Annotated in this window: 16 protein-coding genes and 2 pseudogenes; 8 read left to right on the forward strand and 10 right to left on the reverse strand. The window is 72.5% G+C overall.

What is annotated here, in order from left to right:
- Positions 1 to 22 precede the first annotated feature (22 nt).
- Complete coding sequence (gene ung, locus ABT342_RS25120; RefSeq protein ID WP_351578029.1) at positions 23 to 706, forward strand: uracil-DNA glycosylase; 684 nt, start codon at positions 23 to 25, stop codon at positions 704 to 706.
- A 248-nt stretch (positions 707 to 954) separates the two neighbouring features.
- Positions 955 to 1404 carry a hypothetical protein gene (locus tag ABT342_RS25125; RefSeq protein ID WP_351578174.1) on the forward strand — a complete coding sequence of 150 codons (450 nt, stop codon included), beginning with the start codon at positions 955 to 957 and terminating at the stop codon, positions 1402 to 1404.
- Positions 1405 to 1495: 91 nt separating this feature from the next.
- Here the strand turns inward: ABT342_RS25125 and ABT342_RS25130 are convergent, their stop codons facing one another.
- The gene (locus tag ABT342_RS25130) at positions 1496 to 2029 is read right to left on the reverse strand and encodes a DinB family protein (protein ID WP_502965609.1); all 534 of its coding nucleotides are present in this window, start codon (positions 2027 to 2029) and stop codon (positions 1496 to 1498) included.
- A gap of 34 nt (positions 2030 to 2063) precedes the next feature.
- Complete coding sequence (locus ABT342_RS25135; protein ID WP_351578034.1) at positions 2064 to 2657, reverse strand: TetR/AcrR family transcriptional regulator; 594 nt, start codon at positions 2655 to 2657, stop codon at positions 2064 to 2066.
- Positions 2658 to 2736: 79 nt separating this feature from the next.
- On the opposite strand from ABT342_RS25135, the gene ABT342_RS25140 reads away from it, so the two are divergent.
- On the forward strand, positions 2737 to 3957 hold the full coding sequence (locus tag ABT342_RS25140) for an FAD-dependent monooxygenase (protein ID WP_351578037.1): 1221 nt from the start codon (positions 2737 to 2739) through the stop codon (positions 3955 to 3957).
- Complete coding sequence (locus ABT342_RS25145; protein WP_351578040.1) at positions 3954 to 4877, forward strand: Gfo/Idh/MocA family protein; 924 nt, start codon at positions 3954 to 3956, stop codon at positions 4875 to 4877. Before ABT342_RS25140 ends, ABT342_RS25145 begins: the two co-directional genes overlap by 4 nt.
- Here the strand turns inward: ABT342_RS25145 and lnt are convergent.
- The 3 genes from lnt to ABT342_RS25160 all read right to left on the reverse strand — a co-directional run bounded on the left by lnt (position 4783) and on the right by ABT342_RS25160 (position 9062).
- On the reverse strand, positions 4783 to 6414 hold the full coding sequence (gene lnt, locus ABT342_RS25150) for an apolipoprotein N-acyltransferase (protein ID WP_351578043.1): 1632 nt from the start codon (positions 6412 to 6414) through the stop codon (positions 4783 to 4785). The genes ABT342_RS25145 and lnt overlap by 95 nt on opposite strands.
- A gap of 87 nt (positions 6415 to 6501) precedes the next feature.
- The gene (locus tag ABT342_RS25155; RefSeq protein ID WP_351578046.1) at positions 6502 to 6966 is read right to left on the reverse strand and encodes a nuclear transport factor 2 family protein; all 465 of its coding nucleotides are present in this window, start codon (positions 6964 to 6966) and stop codon (positions 6502 to 6504) included.
- Between the two features lie 83 nt (positions 6967 to 7049).
- The gene (locus ABT342_RS25160) at positions 7050 to 9062 is read right to left on the reverse strand and encodes an APC family permease (protein WP_351578049.1); all 2013 of its coding nucleotides are present in this window, start codon (positions 9060 to 9062) and stop codon (positions 7050 to 7052) included.
- Between the two features lie 110 nt (positions 9063 to 9172).
- On the opposite strand from ABT342_RS25160, the gene ABT342_RS25165 reads away from it, so the two are divergent.
- Positions 9173 to 9481 carry a DUF1490 family protein gene (locus tag ABT342_RS25165; protein ID WP_351578051.1) on the forward strand — a complete coding sequence of 103 codons (309 nt, stop codon included), beginning with the start codon at positions 9173 to 9175 and terminating at the stop codon, positions 9479 to 9481.
- 2 nt (positions 9482 to 9483) lie between these two features.
- Entirely contained in the window at positions 9484 to 11667 is a 2184-nt protein-coding gene (locus ABT342_RS25170) for a heavy metal translocating P-type ATPase (protein ID WP_351578054.1), read from the forward strand.
- A 7-nt stretch (positions 11668 to 11674) separates the two neighbouring features.
- Here the strand turns inward: ABT342_RS25170 and ABT342_RS25175 are convergent, their stop codons facing one another.
- The 4 genes and pseudogenes from ABT342_RS25175 to ABT342_RS25190 all read right to left on the reverse strand — a co-directional run.
- Positions 11675 to 12550 (reverse strand): undecaprenyl-diphosphate phosphatase, encoded by an 876-nt coding sequence (locus tag ABT342_RS25175; protein WP_351578057.1) that lies wholly within the window; start codon positions 12548 to 12550, stop codon positions 11675 to 11677.
- Between the two features lie 195 nt (positions 12551 to 12745).
- A complete protein-coding gene (locus tag ABT342_RS25180; protein WP_351578060.1) occupies positions 12746 to 14035 on the reverse strand; it encodes a DUF1266 domain-containing protein in 1290 nt (429 codons plus the stop codon).
- A gap of 17 nt (positions 14036 to 14052) precedes the next feature.
- Positions 14053 to 15144 carry a helix-turn-helix domain-containing protein gene (locus ABT342_RS25185; protein ID WP_351578062.1) on the reverse strand — a complete coding sequence of 364 codons (1092 nt, stop codon included), beginning with the start codon at positions 15142 to 15144 and terminating at the stop codon, positions 14053 to 14055.
- Positions 15145 to 15242: 98 nt separating this feature from the next.
- Positions 15243 to 15620, reverse strand: a pseudogene (locus ABT342_RS25190) (winged helix-turn-helix transcriptional regulator); the annotation flags it as partial.
- A gap of 2 nt (positions 15621 to 15622) precedes the next feature.
- Between ABT342_RS25190 and ABT342_RS25195 the strand changes: the two are divergent.
- Positions 15623 to 15814 (forward strand): annotated as a pseudogene (locus ABT342_RS25195) (steroid 3-ketoacyl-CoA thiolase); the annotation flags it as partial.
- Positions 15815 to 15833: 19 nt separating this feature from the next.
- Here the strand turns inward: ABT342_RS25195 and ABT342_RS25200 are convergent.
- Positions 15834 to 16700, reverse strand: coding sequence for a TVP38/TMEM64 family protein (locus ABT342_RS25200; protein WP_351578064.1), 867 nt, complete (start codon positions 16698 to 16700; stop codon positions 15834 to 15836).
- A 413-nt stretch (positions 16701 to 17113) separates the two neighbouring features.
- Here ABT342_RS25200 and tuf point away from each other — a divergent pair, with 413 nt between their 5' ends.
- Positions 17114 to 18283: an elongation factor Tu gene (gene tuf, locus ABT342_RS25205; RefSeq protein WP_351578067.1), complete on the forward strand. Its 1170-nt coding sequence runs from the start codon at positions 17114 to 17116 to the stop codon at positions 18281 to 18283.
- Positions 18284 to 18341 lie beyond the last annotated feature (58 nt).

Consider the following 18341-nt stretch of genomic DNA (forward strand, 5'->3'; position numbering starts at 1 on the left):
TCGCACACCGGAGGTTGTTGACGTGACCGACACCGACATGCTGCCCGAGTCCTGGCGCGGCGTCCTCGGCGAGGAGCTCCAGAAGCCCTACTTCAAGGAGCTCGTCGACTTCGTCGAGGACGAGCGCGCCAAGGGTCCGGTGTACCCGCCGCGCGAGCAGGTCTTCGCCGCGCTGGACGCCACGCCCTTCGAGCGGGTGAAGGTGCTGGTCCTCGGCCAGGACCCCTATCACGGCGAAGGCCAGGGCCACGGCCTGTGCTTCTCGGTGCGTCCGGGCGTCAAGACCCCGCCCTCCTTGCGGAACATCTACAAGGAGATGCAGGAGGAGCTGGGCCACCCGGTGCCGGACAACGGCTATCTGATGCCCTGGGCCCAGCAGGGCGTGCTCCTGCTCAACGCGGTGCTGACCGTGCGGGCCGGCGAGGCCAACTCCCACAAGGGCAAGGGCTGGGAGAAGTTCACGGACGCGGTGATCCGCGCCGTCGCCTCGCGGCCCGACCCGGCGGTCTTCGTGCTGTGGGGGAACTACGCGCAGAAGAAGCTGCCGCTGATCGACGAGAGCCGCCATGCCGTGGTGAAGGGCGCGCACCCCTCGCCGCTCTCCGCGAAGAGGTTCTTCGGCTCCCGCCCGTTCACGCAGATCAACGAGGCCGTGGCGGCCCAGGGGCACGAGGCGATCGACTGGCGCGTCCCGGACCTGGGCTGACCGTCCGGGCCCCGGCCCTTGGCCCCGGACCTGGGCCGGCCGTCCGAGCCCCGGGCACTGGGTACGGGTCGGCCGTCCGGGCCCGGGGGCCGTTCCGGCCGATGGGGCCCGGGGGTCCGTTCCGGTCGGCAGGCCCCGAGGTTCGGACACCTGGCTGACAGGTCCGGGGCCGCGTCCGAGCCTGTGCCGGATTGCCGGTGGCGGCGACTAGCGTCGGGATCACGCATGCCGAGACGCTGGAGGCCGCGATGGTGGAGCAGCAGGAGACGTCTGACGATGCCTTCACGACGAGGATCGGGCAGGCGGTCATGCTGCTCCACGCGGGCGACCGGGAGGAGGCCCGGAACCGGTTCGGGGAGCTGTGGGCGCACATCGGGGTGTACGGCGACCCGCTGCACCGCTGCACCCTCGCCCACTACATGGCGGACGCCCAGGACGATCCCGGGGACGAGCTCGCCTGGGACCTGCGGGCGCTGTCCGCGGCCGAGGGCCACGACTCGGCGGGCGGGGTGCGCGGGATGTACCCCTCCCTGCATCTGAACCTCGCCGCGGACTACGCGAAGCTCCACCGCCCCGAGGCCGCGCGCGCCCATCTGGAGCGTGCCCGCGCGGCGTCGGACGCCCTGGCCGACGATCGGTACGGCGCCGGTGTCCGGGCCGCGATCGACCGGCTGGAGCGGCGGCTGGCGGAGGACTGAGAGGCCTGCGACGTACGGCCTGTCCGGCGGATCATGCCGGACTCGCGACGCCCTGCGACTCGCTGATCCAGCCTGATTCGCCGGACAGGCCCTACACGCCGGTGGCGCCGTCGATCCGCTCCCGGATGAGATCGGCGTGCCCGTTGTGACGGGCGTACTCCTCGATCATGTGGATGTAGATCCAGCGCAGATCGAACGTGCCGCGCGGGTGGTGGCCCGCGGTCAGGTCGTCCAGCGACCTCGTCGCGACCAGCTCACGGGCCCGCGCGATCTCGGCGCGCCAGGCCGTGTGCGCGGCCTCCCAGGTGTCCTCACCGGTCAGATGGAACTCGCCGTCCGGGTCCGCCTCGCTGTAGTAGAGCGGCGGGACGTCCTCGCCGTCCAGGACGCTCCGGAACCAGATGCGTTCGACCTCCGCCATGTGCCGTACGAGGCCGAGCAGTGAGAGCTCCGACGGCGGGACCGATGCCTCGCGGAGCTGTTTGTCGTCGAGCCCGGCGCACTTGAGCGCGAGGGTCTCCCGCTGGAAGTCGAGCCAGGCTTCGAGCGCTTCGCGCTCGCCGGCGATGGTGGCGGGCGCGGCCCGTTCGGAAGTCGGCCTGTCGGATGGCGTCATGGCTCGCATCCTGGCGGACGCGCACGGGGCACCGTCAAGGATGTCAGCGGCCCAGCATGCCGTGCAGCAGCTCGCCGAACCCCTTCCGCAGCTCCTCCCTGGTGGGTACGGAGGCGTGGTACGAACCCGCCGCGCAGGAGAACATCAGCCCCTCGCACCAGGCCACCAGCGACAGCGCGTGCCGCTCGGGCTCGGCCGACCCCGCGCCCGCCATCAGCGCGATCAGCGGTTCGCGGAACAGGGCGCCCGTCCGGTCGAAGAAGGTCCGCAGCGCCGGCCTGCGCGTGGCCTCGAGGGCCAGTTCGTAGCGGCACACGAGCAGGGCCGGGTGGTCGGTCAGATAGCGGTGCAGCGCCAGGGAGAGCGCGTCGAGCAACTGGTCCGTTCCGCCGTCCGGGACCGGCATCTCTCCCGGAGCGAGCACCTGCGCCTCGCGCTCCGCCAGCCGGCGGACGGCGGCCTCCAGCAGCGCCTGGCGGGTGCGGGCGTGGTTGGACGTCGAGCCCTGGGGGAGTCCGGCCCGCTCGTCCACGGCCCGGTGGGTGAGCCCGCGCATCCCGCGCTCGGCGAGCAGGGCCAGGGCGGCGTCGGCGATCAGTTCGGCGCGGGAGGGGGAGCCGTTGGTGCGTGCGGTCATGGGGACAACCTACCCCGACTCGACTACATCTGTAGTATCGTGCGAGAGGTCACTACAGCTGTAGTCGTGAGGAGCAGTCATGGACACACCCCGTGCGGTCGTCATCGGAGGCGGTATCGGCGGTCTCACCGCCGCAGCGGCCCTCCACCAGCAGGGCTGGGACGTCACCGTGCTGGAGCGGGCCACCGCGCTCACTCCGGTGGGCGCCGGAATCGGCCTGGCCCCCAACTCCCAGCGCGCCCTGGACGTCATCGGCCTCGGCGACCGGGTCAGGTCCCTGGCCGCCTGGCAGGGCGACGGAGGCCTGCGCACCCCCGACGGCCGCTGGCTCAACCGGCTGAGCAGCACCGCCACCGCCGAACGGTTCGGCGGCTCCATGGTCCTGCTGCACCGCGCGACCCTCGTCGACATCCTGGTCTCCGCGCTGCCGGAGGGATCCGTACGAACGGGCTCACCGAGCACGCTCACCGACGCGGGGGACGACCACCGGCGTGCCGTGGTCACCACCCCCGACGGCACCGTCGAAGCCGATCTCGTCGTCGCCGCCGACGGCATCAACTCCGCGGTCCGCCGGGCCCTGTTCCCCGCCCACCCCGGCCCCCGGTACTCCGGCTACACCACCTGGCGCATCGTTGCCCCCGCGCCCGAGCGGCCCTTCGCCGCCCACGAGACCTGGGGGCGGGGCGCCCTCTGGGGCACCCACCCGTTGAAGGACGGCCGCATCTACGCCTACGGGGCGGCGCTGACGCCCGCCGGCGGGCGCGCCCCCGACGACGAGAAGGCCGAGCTGCTGCGGCGCTTCGGCGACTGGCACGACCCGATCCCCGCGATCATCGCGGCGGCGGAGCCCGAGGCGGTGCTGCGCCGCGACGTCCACTACATGGCCACTCCGCTGCCCGCCTACCACCGCGGCCGGGTCGCGCTCGTCGGCGACGCCGCCCACGCCATGCAGCCCGCCCTCGCGCAGGGCGGCAACCAGGCCATCGAGGACGCCATCGTGCTCGCCCACCACGCGGGCGGCGGCCCCGACGTCGGGCAGGGCCTCGCGGCGTACACCGCCGAACGGCTGCCGCGCACCATGCGGATCGTGCGGCAGGCCACCAAGGCGGGCAGGGCGGCCATGCTGAACAGCGCCGCCGCCGTCGCCGTGCGCGACACGCTCGTCGCCGCGGTCTCCCGCTTCGGCCCCGGCCTCGTGCTGCGCAGCTTCGACGGCATCGCCGACTGGCGCCCGCCCCAGCACACGTATGCTGCCGGGACGGCGCACCGAGGACAGGACGGGACAGGGAGGCAACGGTGAGGGTCGGCTGCATCGGGCTCGGGGACATCGCGCAGAAGGCGTATCTGCCGGTGCTCACCACCCGTCCGGGTGTCGAACTGCATCTGCACACCAGGACCGTGGCCACCCTGGACCGCGTCGCCGCGAGTCACCACATCCCGGGCGACCACTGCCACACCACCCTCGACTCGCTCCTCGCCCAGGGCCTCGACGCGGCCTTCGTCCACGCCCCGACGCCGGCCCATCCCGAGATCGTCACGCGGCTGCTCGAAGCCGGCGTACCGACGTACGTCGACAAGCCGCTGGCGTACGAACTCGGCGACTCCGAACGGCTGGTGGAGCTGTCCGAGCGGACCGGGACCAGCCTCGCCGTCGGCTTCAACCGGCGCTTCGCCCCCGGCTACGCCCAGTGCCTGGAGTATCCGCGCGAGCTCGTCCTGATGCGCAAGAACCGGGTCGGCCTGCCCGAGGACCCGCGCACCCTCGTCCTCGACGACTTCATCCATGTCGTCGACACCCTCCGCTTCCTGCTCCCCGGGCCCGTCGACCGCACCGACGTGCGTGCCCGCGTGCGCGACGGGCTCATGCACCACGTCGTCCTGACGCTCTCCGGCGACGGGTTCACCGCGATCGGCATCATGAACCGCCTGTCCGGATCCACCGAGGAGATCCTCGAAGTGTCCGGACAGGACGCCAAGCGGGAAGTCCTCAACCTCGCCGACGTCATCGACCACAAGGGCCAGCCGACCGTGCGGCGGCGCGGCGACTGGGTGCCGGTCGCGCGTCAGCGCGGCATCGAGCAGGCCGTGCTCGCCTTCCTCGACGCCGTACGCGCGGGCACGTTCCTCAGCGCCCAGGACGCACTGCTGACCCATGCCCTGTGCGAGCGGGTGGTACGGGAGGCTCTCGACCAGGCTTCGCCGTCCCCGTCGGCGTCCTGAGGGACCGTACGCCCTCGGCCGCGCAGAACACCGCCAGCACCGCGAGCGCGGCGTACACCGCCCAGTCGCCGAGCCGGACGTACACCGTCGTGCCGTCCGCGAGCGGGATGTCGTGGACGACCGCGGTCGAGGCGTCCGTGTCCAGCGCGTCGCCGATCCGGTGGCCCTGCGCGTCGTACACCGCGCTCACCCCGGTCAGCGTCGCGTGCGCCATCGGCCGGCCCGTCTCCGCCGCCCGCAGCGCCGCCAGCGAGGCGTGCTGCGCGGGCGCCCAGCTGTCCTGGAACGTCGTGGTGGCGGACTGTGCGACCAGCAGCTGGGCGCCGTCGCGCACCAGCTGCCTGCTCATGTCGGGGAACGCGGACTCGAAGCAGACCAGCGGGCCGAGGCGCGGTCCCACGCCGCCCCGTCCGTCGGGAAGCGCCATCACGACCTGGCGCGTGCCCCGCATCCGGTCCTCGCCCGCCGCACGCCCCACGGAGGTGACCCAGCCGAGCAGCGCGCGGGCCGGGACGTACTCGCCGAAGGGGACCAGCCGCATCTTGTCGTAGCGATCGCCGGTCGGACCGTCCGGCCCCACCAGCACCGTGCTCTTGAAGATCCTCCCGGGGGGACCCGCGGGCCTCTGGTCCGAACGCCGGGCGTCCACGTTCACCAGCACCGGGGCGCCCACCGTCCGGGACAGTTCGGCGATCCGCGCGGCGAGATCGGGGCGGGCCTCCAGGTCCGCGCCGACGCTGCTCTCCCCCCAGAGCACCAGGTCCACGTCCGCTCCGGCCAGCCCCCGGGTCAGCTGCTCGCCGCGAGCGAAGCGCGGCTCGGCACCGACGGTGATGCCCGGCTGGACCACGGCGACCCTGACCCGGCCGGCGGGCTCGGGACGCGGAGCCCACACCCATACGGCCCCGACCAGCAGCGTGCAGCCCAGCAGGCCCGCCACCGCCGGGACCCGTGCCGCAGGCACGGCCACCAGCAGGGTCACCGCCGTGTTCACCGCGACCACCAGCAGGCTCACCAGCCATACGCCGCCCACCGAGGCCATCCGCAGCGCGGGGGAGACCTGCCACTGGCTCGCCCCGAGCAGACCCCACGGCCCGCCCAACCCCTCCCAGGACCTGACCAGTTCGGCCACCAGCCAGCCCGAGGGGAGGACGGCGAGCGCGGCGACGGACCGCGCCGGTGACGGCGTACCGCCAAGCATGACGCGTACCAGCCACCCCCAGGGCGCCCACAGCAGCCCCAGCAGCGCCGCCAGCAGCAGCAAGAACACATGCAGATTCGGCAGCAGCCAGTGGTGCGCGGCAAGGACGAAGCCGAAGCCGCCGAGCCAGCCCTCCAGGGCCGCCCGGCGCCCGGTCCCGGCCGTACGGATCAGTAGCAGCCACGGTACGAGCGAGACGTACGCGAACCACCACAGCGCGGGCCCGGGAAACGCGAGCGCGGGCAGCGCGCCCGCCGCGAAAGCGATCGCACCGCGCCACCACGGCGACGTCAACAGCCTCGCCGGCCGATCCCGCCGGCCGACCGGAATCCGCATCGCGGCGCCTCCCGAGAACAGGGTCCGTCTCCAGTGTGGGGGCGCGGGGCGGCCCGGGACAGCCGACGCGATCAGTCACCGACGCGATCAGCCACCGGAGGGAGCCGCGGGGAAGTCCGCCCGCCGCCATTTCTCCCGGACGGTCACCGACCGCAGCCGCCAGCCGTCCTCCGTACGCGCGAGAGCGAACGCGTACCGCCCGCCGGAGACGAAGTCGTCGCCCGAGTCGAGCCGCATCGGATTCACGTAGTCGGCCCGTACGTCCGCACCGTCGCCCGGATAGCCGCCCAGGTCATGGAGGCGCACCTGCCGGTTGACGATCAGATGCTGTCGTACGGGAAACAGCCGCATCGTTTCCGCCAGCCAGCCGGCGACCTCCGCCGCCGGGCCCTCGATACCGCCCGCACCGCGGTAGTCGGCACGGCCGTCCGCGGTGAACAGGGCCCGGTAGCCGGACCAGTCGGAGTCGTCCACGGCCACCGCGTACCCGGTGATCACCTCGTCGATGGCCAGCCGGTCCATCACCGTCGCCAGATCCACGCGCTGCGTCATCGGCTCAGTGTGGGTCAGCGGACGCGCCACGCCAAGGGCCCACGCAGGGAACAGGCCCCGCGCGGGGCACGTGGCGCGCGCCCTCACGCCCGCCGTCGGGCAGCGGGTTCGCCGCGCCGGACCGACCCCGGGGCGCGCGCGGCCGGGCGGGCGGCGCGCGCGGAGGAGGTCAGCTGCCAGGGCACGCTGATGACCATGACGCCGGGGACGAGGAGGAGCCGGCGCTTGAGCCACAGCGCCGACTGGTTGTGCAGCACGTTCTCCCACCAGTGGCCGACGACGTACTCCGGGATGAACACCGCGACCGCGTCCCTCGGGCCGGTGCGCTGGACGGAACGTACGTACGTCATCACCGCGCTGGTGATCTCCCGGTACGGCGAGTCGAGGACCTTCAGCGGCACATCGATGCCGGACTCGTCCCACCTCCGCTGCAGGGCGGCGGCCTCGCCACGGTCGACGGCGACCGTCAGCGCCTCCAGCCGGTCGGGTTTGAACGAGCGCGCGTAGGCGAGCGCCCGCAGCGTGGGCTTGTGCAGGGTCGAGACCAGCACGATCCCCAGCACCCGGGAGGGCGGGGCGAGTTCTCCGCGCGGATCGGTGGCCGCGAGCTCGGCCGACGTGGCGTCGTAATGCCGCCGGATGCCCCGCATCATCAGCCACAGCACGATCGCGGCCAGCACCGCCAGCCAGGCCCCCTCGGTGAACTTGGTGGCCAGGACCACGACGAGGACCAGGAACGTGACGACCGCCCCGGTCGCGTTGATGATCCGGGCGACGTGGTGCCGGCGGCGCAGCGCGCGGTCCCGCTCCGTGCGCAGCTCGCGGTTCCAGTGCCGGACCATGCCGGTCTGGGAGAGGGTGAAGGACGTGAACACGCCCAGGATGTACAGGTGGATGAGGCTGGTGACATTGGCCTCGTAGGTCCACAGCAGCAGCGCGGCCACGATCGCCAGGGCCAGGATGCCGTTCGAGAAGGCCAGCCGGTCACCGCGGTTGTGCAGCTGACGGGGCAGGTAGCGGTGCTGGGCGAGGATCGAGGCGAGCAGTGGAAAGCCGTTGAAGGCGGTGTTCGCGGCGAGGATCAGCACCAGCGCGGTGACGGCCTGCACGTAGTAGAAGCCGATGCTGCTCTCGCCGCCGAAGACGGCGGCCGCCAGCTGGGCGATCACCGTGCGCTGCGGGTAACTCGCGCAGTCGGGCAGACCCGTCAGCCGGCACGGGTCCGAGGCGATGTGCACCTTGGCGACGATCGCGAGCGTGGTCACCCCGGCGAACATCGTCACGGCGATGATGCCCATGGCGGCCATCGTCGCGGCCGCGTTGCGCGGCTTGGGCCTGCGGAAGGCGGGGACCCCGTTGGAGATCGCCTCCACACCGGTCAGCGCCGTACAGCCGCTGGAGAACGCCCGCAGCACCAGCATCACCAGGGCCAGCCCCGCCAGGTCCGCGTCCGCCGGGTCCGGTTCGATGCCGTACGCGGCGGTCGCGGCCACCGGCGCGTCACCGAGGAGATAGCGGAACAGGCCCGTGCCGACCATGAGCAGCACCCCGGCGACGAAGAGATAGGTCGGCGCGGCGAACGTCCGCCCCGACTCCCGCACACCGCGCAGGTTGATCGCCGTCAGCAGCGCGACGAACGCGAGCGCCATCGGCACCCGCTCGGGGGCCAGCTCCGGCACCGCCGAGATGATGTTGTCGACCCCGGAGGCCACCGAGACTGCCACCGTCATCACGTAGTCGACCAGCAGCGACGCCGCGACGACCAGCCCGGCGCCCGGGCCGAGGTTCGCCGAGGCGACCTCGTACGAACCCCCACCGCTCGGATACGCGTGCACGACCTGGCGGTACGAGAGCACGACCACCGTCATCAGCGCCACGACCGCGCCCGCGATCCACGGCGTGAAATGCAGATAGGCCAGCCCGCCCAGGGTGAGCACGAGGAGGATCTCCTGGGTGGCATAGGCCACCGAGGACAACGGGTCCGAGGCGAAGATCGGCAGCGCGAGCCGCTTCGGCAGGAGGGTCTCGCCGAGCTCCTCACTGCGCAGTGCGCGACCGATGACCAGCCGCTTCAGGAAAGCCGTCACGTTGAACACGGCGCGAGCGTAGGCACGGCCCCGCGCCTCGCCTCGCCCCGCCGCGCCGGGCGGACGCACACTGGAGGGGGGTCGGCCCGGCCCGTACTGCCGTACGGAAGGAGACCTTCATGCATCCCCTGGCAGTCGCCGGAGCAGCCGCAGCACGTCTCGCCCACTACGCGATATCGGGCGTGGTCGGCGGACTCATTCTGCGGGGAGCCGCCAAACGCCTCCCCGAGGCCAGGCCGGTCGCCCGCAAAGCGCTGGTGAGCGGCATCGCCGGCGGCATCGTCGCGAGCCGGTGGCTGGCGTCGGCCGCCGAGGAGGCCCGCCTCAAGGCCGGTGACGTACTGGCCGAGGCCCGTACGACGCTGGGCGAGGAGGCACCGCCCCCCTCGGCCGTCCAGGTCGAGCACGACCACGACCACGAGCACTGACGATGTCCGGCGTACTCGTCCGCTCCGTGGCCGCGGGCCGGGCCCGGCTGACGGTTCCGTGGGTGCGGGCGCGCCCCGGCAGTGCCGGACTCGTCGACGAGCGGCTCACGCGCATCAGCGGATTCCGGGCGCTGCGGATCTTCCCCCGCACCGGCAGCGTCGTGATCTGGGTGGCACCGGACGATCTGGACGTCGGCCGGCTGGTGGCCGCGCTCGAAGAGCCCCCGCCCGCGTCCGCGCCCGTCAAGGCCAGCCGGTCCCTGCCGGACTCCTCCACCGGGGAGGTCGCCCGGCTGGTGGTCGGCGGGGCGGTCCTCGTACTCGTGGCGCTGCGCAGGCTGCTGGGCCGGCCGCGGCTCGTGGCCGGCTCCTCAGGGCTGCTCGGCGCGGTCACCCTCTTCACCGGGCTCCCCTTCTTCCGCGGTGCCCTGCGCACCCTGCGCGGCCGCGGCCACCCCGGGACGGACACCCTGGTCACCGCCGCGACCGTCATCTCGCTGGTGCTGCGCGAGAACGTCGTCGCGCTCACCGTGCTGTGGCTCCTCAACATCGGCGAATTCCTCCAGACCCTGACGCTGCGCCGCACCCGGCGCGCCATCGAGGAGCTGCTCACCATCGGTGAGGAGCGGGTCTGGCTCGTCAGAGAAGGCGTCGAGGTCGAGGTCGCGCTGGAGGAGGTCGAGCCCTCGGACGTCGTCGCCGTGTACGAGCACCACCGCATCCCGGTCGACGGACACGTGGTCGCGGGCGAGGCACTGGTCGACCAGGCCGCGGTCACCGGAGAGGCACTGCCCGTCTACGCCCGCGAGGGCTCGCACGTCTACGCCGGCACCATCGTCACGTCCGGGTCGCTCCAGGTCCGCGCGGACTCGGTCGGCCGTGACACCACGGTCGGCCGGATCATCAGCCGCGTCGAGGAGGCCCAGGCGGACCGGGCGCCGATCCAGACCGTGGCCGCCCGCTTCACCCGGCGGTTCGTCCCGGTCTCCTTCGCGCTCGCCGCACTGACGTACGTCCTCACGCGCGACGCCCGCCGCGCGATGACGATGCTGCTGATCGCCTGCCCCTGCGCGGCGGGACTCGCCACGCCGACCGCCATCAGCGCGGCCATCGGCAACGGGGCCCGACGCGGCACACTCATCAAGGGCGGCACGCACCTGGAGGGCGTCGGCCGGGTCACCGCCGTCGTCTTCGACAAGACCGGCACGCTCACCTTCGGGCGGCCACTCGTGACCAGCGTGGTCAACCTCGGCGACCGGTTCACCGCCGACGAGGTGCTGAGCCTCGCCGCCTCGGGGGAGCTGCACGCCCGCCATCCGCTCGCCCAGGCCATCGTCGCCCGCAGCGAGGAACGGCATCTGCACGTGCCCATCCACCAGGCCTGCGAGGTCGTCCTCGGCATGGGCATGCGTGCCGAACTGGACGGCACCCGGCTGCTCGTCGGCAGTCCGGCCCTGCTGCGCCGGCACGGAGTCGAGCTGTCGGACGAGGCACAGGGCTGGACCGAGCGGCTGCGCGGCGGCGGGGAGACCGTCATCTGCCTCGCCCACGACGAGGACCTGATCGGCCTGCTCGGAGTCTCCGACGCCGTACGGTCCGGGGCCGGGACCGTCATCGCCCAGCTGCGGGACCTCGGGGTCTCCCGGGTCCTGCTGCTCACCGGGGACGCCCCGGAGACGGCGCAGGTCGTCGCCGACGCCCTCGGCATCACCGAGGTGCACGCGCACGCCCTGCCCGAGGGAAAGCTCCAGCTGATCCGCGACCTCCAGGCCGAGGGCCATACCGTCGCCATGGTCGGCGACGGCACCAACGACGCCCCGGCGCTCGCCCTGGCCGATGTCGGGATCAGCATGGGCGAGCACTCCTCGCACGTGGCCCTGGAGACCGCGGACATCGCGCTCGCCGGGAACGATCTGCGGCAGGTCGCCGCCGTGGTGGAACTGAGCCGCCACACCCTGCGCGTCGTACGGCAGAACTACGGCCTCGCGATCGGCGTCAATCTGCTCGGCCTGCTCGCGGGCGCCGGCGGATCCATCAATCCCGTACTCGCCGCGCTGCTGCACAACACCAGCAGCATCGCGGTCGTCGGCAACTCGGCGCGGCTGGTGAACCACACCCCACACCTGCCGCAAGCCGCCGACGAGGTACTGACGGCGGCTCCGCTGGGCGACCGGCGGGTGCGCTAGTGGGCGGCTAGTGGGCGAGCTCACCCGCGTCGGGGGCGAGCGAGCCCGTGCCCACCAGGATGAAGAGCAGGATGCCGAGGAGGATCCGGTAGATCACGAAGGGCATGAAGCTCTTGGTCGTGATGAACTTCATGAACCACGCGATGACCGCGTATCCGACACCGAACGCGATGATCGTCGCGAAGATCGTCGGCCCCCACGACACGTGCCCGCCGTCGAACGCGTCATTCAGCTCGAACGCCCCCGAGGCGAGCACGGCCGGAATGGCGAGCAGGAAGGAGTAGCGGGCCGCCGCCTCGCGCGTGTACCCCATCAGCAGACCGCCGCTGATCGTCGCGCCGGAGCGGGACACACCCGGGATCAGGGCCATGGCCTGGCAGATGCCGAAGATCAGACCGTCCTTGACGGACAGCTCCTGGAGCGTCTTGCGGTGCCGTACGGCCCGGTGCTTGCCGCCCTCCTCGTCGCGGGCGGCGAGCCGGTCCGCGATGCCGAGCACGATGCCCATGACGATCAGCGTCGTGGCGATCAGGCGCAGATCGCGGAACGGGCCCTCGATCTGGTCCTTGAGCGTGACACCGAGCACACCGATCGGGATCGAGCCGACGATGACGAGCCAGCCCATCTGGGCGTCGTGGTCACTGCGCATCGCCTTGTCCGTCAGCGACCGGAACCAGGCCGAGACGATCCGGACGATGTCCTTGCGGAAGTAGATCAGTACCGCCGTCTCGGTGCCGATCTGGGTGATCGCGGTGAAGGCCGCCCCCGGGTCCTGCCAGCCGGCGAACGCCGCCGTCAGGCGCAGATGCGCGCTCGACGAGATGGGCAGGAATTCGGTCAGCCCCTGGACGAGCCCGAGGATGAGTGATTCGAACCACGACATGAAAGCTAAGCCATCCAAGTGCAGGTCTGGTCTGAACGTACGACTTTGAAGGTGTTCCGGAGGTGTTCCGAAGGTGCGACGCGGGCCGCGATCATGCGCCTGCGTGCCCGGGGCAGCGTAGCGTCATTCGGTGCACGCCCTGCGAGCGGGATGCCGACTTGACGATGGTCGGTTCATCGTGACAGTCGTACAAGATCAGCACTGGGCGGCTTGAGCACCCCCGGAACCGTCGCTCGCGAGGTCGAAGGGCACGGTCAGCCAGGGGCTGTCGGGGTCCGTCGTCAGCGCCCGGTGCGCTTCCAGCACCTCGGTGTACCAGGAACCGAAGCGCTCCTCGTCGAAGTGGAGGCAGCGGCCGAGCACGTATCCGGCGGAGAACTCCTCCCACGAGCCGTACGCCGCCCGCGCGGCCCGCCCGGCCGCCGCGACGGCCTCGTGCATCTCCGCCTCGGTGGCGTACCGCGCACCCCTGCCCCAGCGCGCCATCTTGGAGGCGCGGCCGAGGTCCCAGGCGGCGACGGTACGGACGTACCCGTCGGGCGGCAGGAGCCCGTCGGCCCGGAAACGGGCCTCGTAGCGCAGCACCTCGCCCACGAGTCCGCGCATTTTCCGCACGGCCTCGTCGAACCCCGAGCCGGTCTCGTCGAACTGATCGCGCAGCGTCGACTCGACGCAGTTCCGCCACGCCGCCGGATCGACGGGGTGGCCGTGTCCCGCCTGGATCAGCGCGGAGCGCGCGCCCAGGACGAAGTCCCAGACCCAGGGGCTGACTTCGCGGCCGAGCAGCCGTTCCTGCATCCCGAGCCAGTCCTCGCGGCTGTTCACGCCCCAGGACTCGGCGATCCGCTCGACCTCGCCGTGGTAGCCCGTGCCGTGCCAGTCGAGGGTGTTCCACGCGTCGCCGTTGGCATAGCAGAGGTGCGCGCCGCAGGCGAGACCGTGCAGGTGTGCGTGCGAGGCGGGAGCGCCGGTGCGGCGGGTCACGACGCGGTCGCTGTAGCCGTCGGGGTCGTAGAGCTCGCGGTGCAGATCTCCCCAGACCTCCCGCTCGTCCTCGTCGGTGAGGAGGAAGTGCTCGCAGGGCGTCTGCGCGTTGACCACCAGCACGTCGACGTGCTCGGGCAGGATCGTGGCGAGGCCGCCGAGCGTGACGAACTCGTAGACGAGGGCCGGGTGCGGGCGGGGCAGTACGCCCGCCGTGTACACCTGCGCGACGACCCGGCCGTCGGGGGTGTCGACGGTGAGCATCGGGTATTCGCCCGGTCCGGCTGCCAGCGCCGCCGGCATCGCCACCGGGTAGTAGACACCCTCCGTGGCGAGGGTCCGCAGATAGCCGTACGTGTTGCCGGAGCGGCTCAGCTTGTACAGATGCTGTTCGAGGTCGGTCGGAGCCTGCCAGCGGCTGCCGTCCTCCGGTTCCGGAACGGACGGGAAGACCTCGTCGTGGACCTCGTCCGGTATCTCCTGCTCGGCCGCCGTCTGCATGGGCCCCCTTCCCGATCTCAAGATCGAGTTCGCACACTACGCGACGGCGTCGTCGCCCCGCCGATCAGGCCCTGGTGCGCTGCCTGCAACCCGGCCTGGAAGCGGGTGCGGGCCCCGAGCAGGTTCATGATCCGGCGCATCCGGCGCTCCACCGTCCGCTGGGCGACGCCGAGCCGGCGCGCGATGGCCCGGTCGGTGAGGCCGGCCGCGGACAGGGCGAGCAACTGCTCGTCCTCCCCGGAAAGCGCCTGCTCGCCGTCGGGCCGGCCGCTGTCCGGCCGCCCGCTGTCCGGCCGGGTGGCGGTCGGCCACATCGGCACGGCCCGCTGCCAGAGCATCTCGAAGAAGACCACGAGAGCGTCCAGCAGCGCGGAGCTCTGCAGGACCATCACCTCCCGCTCGGTGGGCAGGGCGAACGGCACCAGCGCGACCCGCCGGTCGGCGATCACCAGCTTGAGCGGCACCTCGTCGAGCACCCTGCTGTCCTCGCCGAGCAGCGCGAGTTCCCGGCACAGGCCGAGCTGTTCGGGGGAGTCGAACGACTGCCGGGCGTAGATCGTGCGGTAGCGCACCCCTCGGCGCATGAGCCGGCGCTGCACGGAGGTCTGCTGCTCGGCGGGCTGGGCGACGTACGGGGGCCGGTCGAGGATCAGCACCTCCTCCCTGGTGGACTGCTGGGTCTGGAAGAAGCGCTGCGCGATCGCGTCCCGGCCGCTGAGCACCTGTACGGGCAGCCCGCTCCCGATGCGCTGCCCGCAGCGGAACTCCTCGGTGAGGGAGGCCGCCGCGAGCCGGGCGCGCTCGATCTCCTCCTGCCGCTGGAGGGCCAGCACTTCGGTCACCACGTCGGGGGGTGCGGGGGCGAAGCGGACGGGACGGCTGGGTACGCGGGTGAGCATGCCGCGCGTCTCCAGGGAGCGGGTCCTGCGGCGGACGCGGGCGGCGTCCCACCCGGTGGCGGCGGCGAGCTCCGCGACGGTCGAGCCCGGCCGGGTGAGCAGGGTCCGGTAGAGGAACTCGTCGTCCGCGGGCACTCCGAGCGCGGCGAGCGCGTGTGCGGCGTGGTCGCCGGACGGTTCCGCGGGCTCGGCGCGCGCCCCTGTGTTCATGATCCGTTCCTCCCGTACCACCTCTCGGGACACGGACCTTGACGGTAGGTGGACGGGGGACGGTGGTCCAGACCCTTGGAGGCGGTTGCCCGGCCGGGTCAGCCGTCCGCCGGGCCCGTCACCGTCCACCCGGGCGCGTGCACATGCGGGGTCAGCGTGCCGGGTGTCGCCTCCGCGCCGCAGGACGCGCGGACGACCACGGGGGTGAGCTTCTCTCCGCAGTCGTGCTCCAGCACGGTCGGCGGGCGCTCGGACAGATGCCGGTCGCCCCGGGCCATCAGCGTCAGCAGGACGGGCTGAAGCTCCCGGCCGGCGTCCGTCGGGACGTACTCGAAGCGCTGCGGGCGCTCGCTGTACGGGACCTTCTCCAGCACACCGGCCTCCACGAGCCGGCGGAGCCGTGCGGTGAGGATGTCGCGCGGTGCGCCGGTGTTGCGGGCGATCCGGTCGAAGCGGCGCACGCCGAGGAAGACCTCGGACCGGCGCCGACCCGGCCAGGCTCAACGTCCACGGCGGCGCGCTCGCACTTGGCCACCCGCTCGGCGCGAGCGGCACCCGCCTGATGACGACGCTGGTGCACGCGATGCGGGCGCGCGGCGCGCGGTACGGGCTCCAGACGATGTGCGAGGCGGGCGGCCTCGCGAACGCGACGGTCCTGGAGGCGCTGTAGTCCCTTACGGTCGAAGGGCCTACGCGTCGCGCAGCCGGTGGCGTTTGCGCCAGGCCACCGCGGCCGCGGCGAGGCCGGACACCACGATGAACCCCATCGCGATCAGGAACGCCGGGGACGTGGGGGAGGCGGCCCGGCTGCCCGCGACGACGTACGCGGCGGTGTTCGGCACCGAGCCGATCGCCGTCGCCAGCAGGAACGGGACGTACCCCATCCGCGAGACGGCGGCGCAGTAGTTGGCCGCGGCGAACGGCACCCCGGGAAGCAGCCGTACGGCCAGCATCGAGCGGAAGCCGTGCCGGCTCAGCTGCCCGTCGGCCGCCTTCAGCCAGCGTCCCCGCAGCAGCGGGCGCAACGCGTCCTGGCCCAGCACCCGGCCCAGGGTGAACGCGATGCCTGCGCCGAGCACCGTCCCCGCTATCGCCGAGGCCAGCCCCGCCTGCGAGCCGAACAGGGCGCCCGCCGCCAGGTTGAGCAGCGGCCGCGGGACGAACGCCGCGGTGCACAGCCCGTACGCCAGGCCGAAGGCCACCACCGCGGCCGCGCCGCCCACCTGAGGCGGCCAGCCCGCCGCCAGCAGCCGCTGCGGTTCGTACAGCACGACCAGTACGGCCGCCGAGGCCAGGAGCACGACGAGCAGCGCCAGCCGTGCCCAGGGCGACAGGAGCGCACGGCCGCAGCGCAGCGCGAGGCCGCTGGACGGCGCACCGGCGGAGGCGGAGGTGGTCGTGGCGGTGACGGTGGCGGCGGTGACGGTGGCGGAGGCCGGCTCGGCGAGGGCGAGGGCGACGGTGGCGGAGGCGGGCTCGGCGAGGGCGACGGTGGCGGAACCGGAGGCGGAGACGGGGAGAGTGGCGGGGACGGGGACCGATGCGGGGTCGGGCATCCGGGGAGAGTAACCGACATATGCCCGTGATCGCCGTAATCTGCGCCGCACGACGCCTCGTGACCCCCGCACGCCCGAGGGCCTGTCCGGCGGATCATGCCGGGCTCGCGTGCCCTGGCACGCTCACTGATCCGGCCTGATCCACAAGAAACCCCATGCGGAAAACCATTCGACGCGGCCCGCCACGTGCAGCGATCATCGAGTCATGTTCCGGTACGCCTTCCTCGAAGCGCCGTCCGCAGTCGCGGACGCGCCGAAGGCTGCCGTCCTCGCCACGGCTCCTTTCGACGGCGCCCGAAGCTGACCCTTCCCGGAATGTCCGGCGGACCCCGCAGGGGGAGGGTCGGTAGGGCCCAGGGGTCCCCCTCCGCGAGGAGATCACTTTTCGAGTTCCGGGAAGGAACCCGTCAGCCATGCCCAAGACGGCATACGTGCGCACCAAGCCGCACCTCAACATCGGCACCATGGGCCACGTCGACCACGGCAAGACCACTCTGACCGCCGCCATCACCAAGGTCCTCAGCGAGCGCGGCACCGGCACGTTCGTTCCGTTCGACCGGATCGACCGGGCCCCCGAGGAGGCCGCCCGCGGGATCACCATCAACATCGCGCACGTCGAGTACGAGACCGGCACCCGCCACTACGCGCACGTCGACATGCCCGGCCACGCCGACTACGTCAAGAACATGGTCACTGGAGCGGCGCAACTCGACGGGGCGATCCTCGTCGTCTCCGCGCTCGACGGGATCATGCCGCAGACCGCCGAGCACGTCCTGCTCGCCCGTCAGGTCGGCGTCGACCACATCGTCGTCGCGCTCAACAAGGCCGACGCGGGCGACCCCGAGCTCACCGACCTGGTCGAGCTGGAGGTACGGGAACTGCTCACGGCGCACGGGTACGGCGGCGACTCCGTCCCCGTCGTACGGGTCTCCGGGCTCAAGGCCCTGGAGGGCGACCCGCGCTGGACAGCGGCCATCGAGGCGCTGCTCGACGCGGTCGACACGTATGTACCGATGCCGGTCCGCTACACGGACGCGCCGTTCCTGCTCCCGGTGGAGAACGTCCTCACCATCACCGGGCGCGGGACGGTCGTCACGGGCGCCGTCGAGCGCGGCACCGTACGCGTCGGCGACCAGGTGGAGGTCCTCGGTGCCGGCGTCTCGACCGTCGTCACCGGCCTGGAGACCTTCGGCAAGCCCATGGAGTCCGCCGAGGCCGGTGACAACGTCGCGCTGCTGCTGCGCGGCGTACCGCGCGACGCCGTCCGCCGCGGGCACGTCGCCGCCGCGCCGGGGAGCGTCGCGCCGAGCCGCCGTTTCACGGCGCAGGTGTACGTGCTCTCGGGCCGTGAGGGCGGCCGTACGACCCCGATCGGCACCGGATACCGGCCGCAGTTCTACATCCGCACCGCGGACGTGGTCGGGGACGTCGACCTGGGCGAGGCGGGGGTGGCGCGGCCCGGCGACACGGTCACCATGACCGTCGAGCTGGGGCGCGACGTGCCGCTGGAGCCCGGTCTCGGCTTCGCGATCCGTGAGGGGGGCCGTACGGTCGGCGCGGGCACGGTGACCGAACTGGTATGAGCCGAGGGTCCGCCTCCCGCTGCTCGCGGGGGGCGGACCCGTCCCGTACACGTCACAC

This window comes from Streptomyces sp. NPDC000410 (genome assembly GCF_040300305.1).
In the GTDB taxonomy this organism is placed as follows: Bacteria; Actinomycetota; Actinomycetes; order Streptomycetales; family Streptomycetaceae; genus Streptomyces.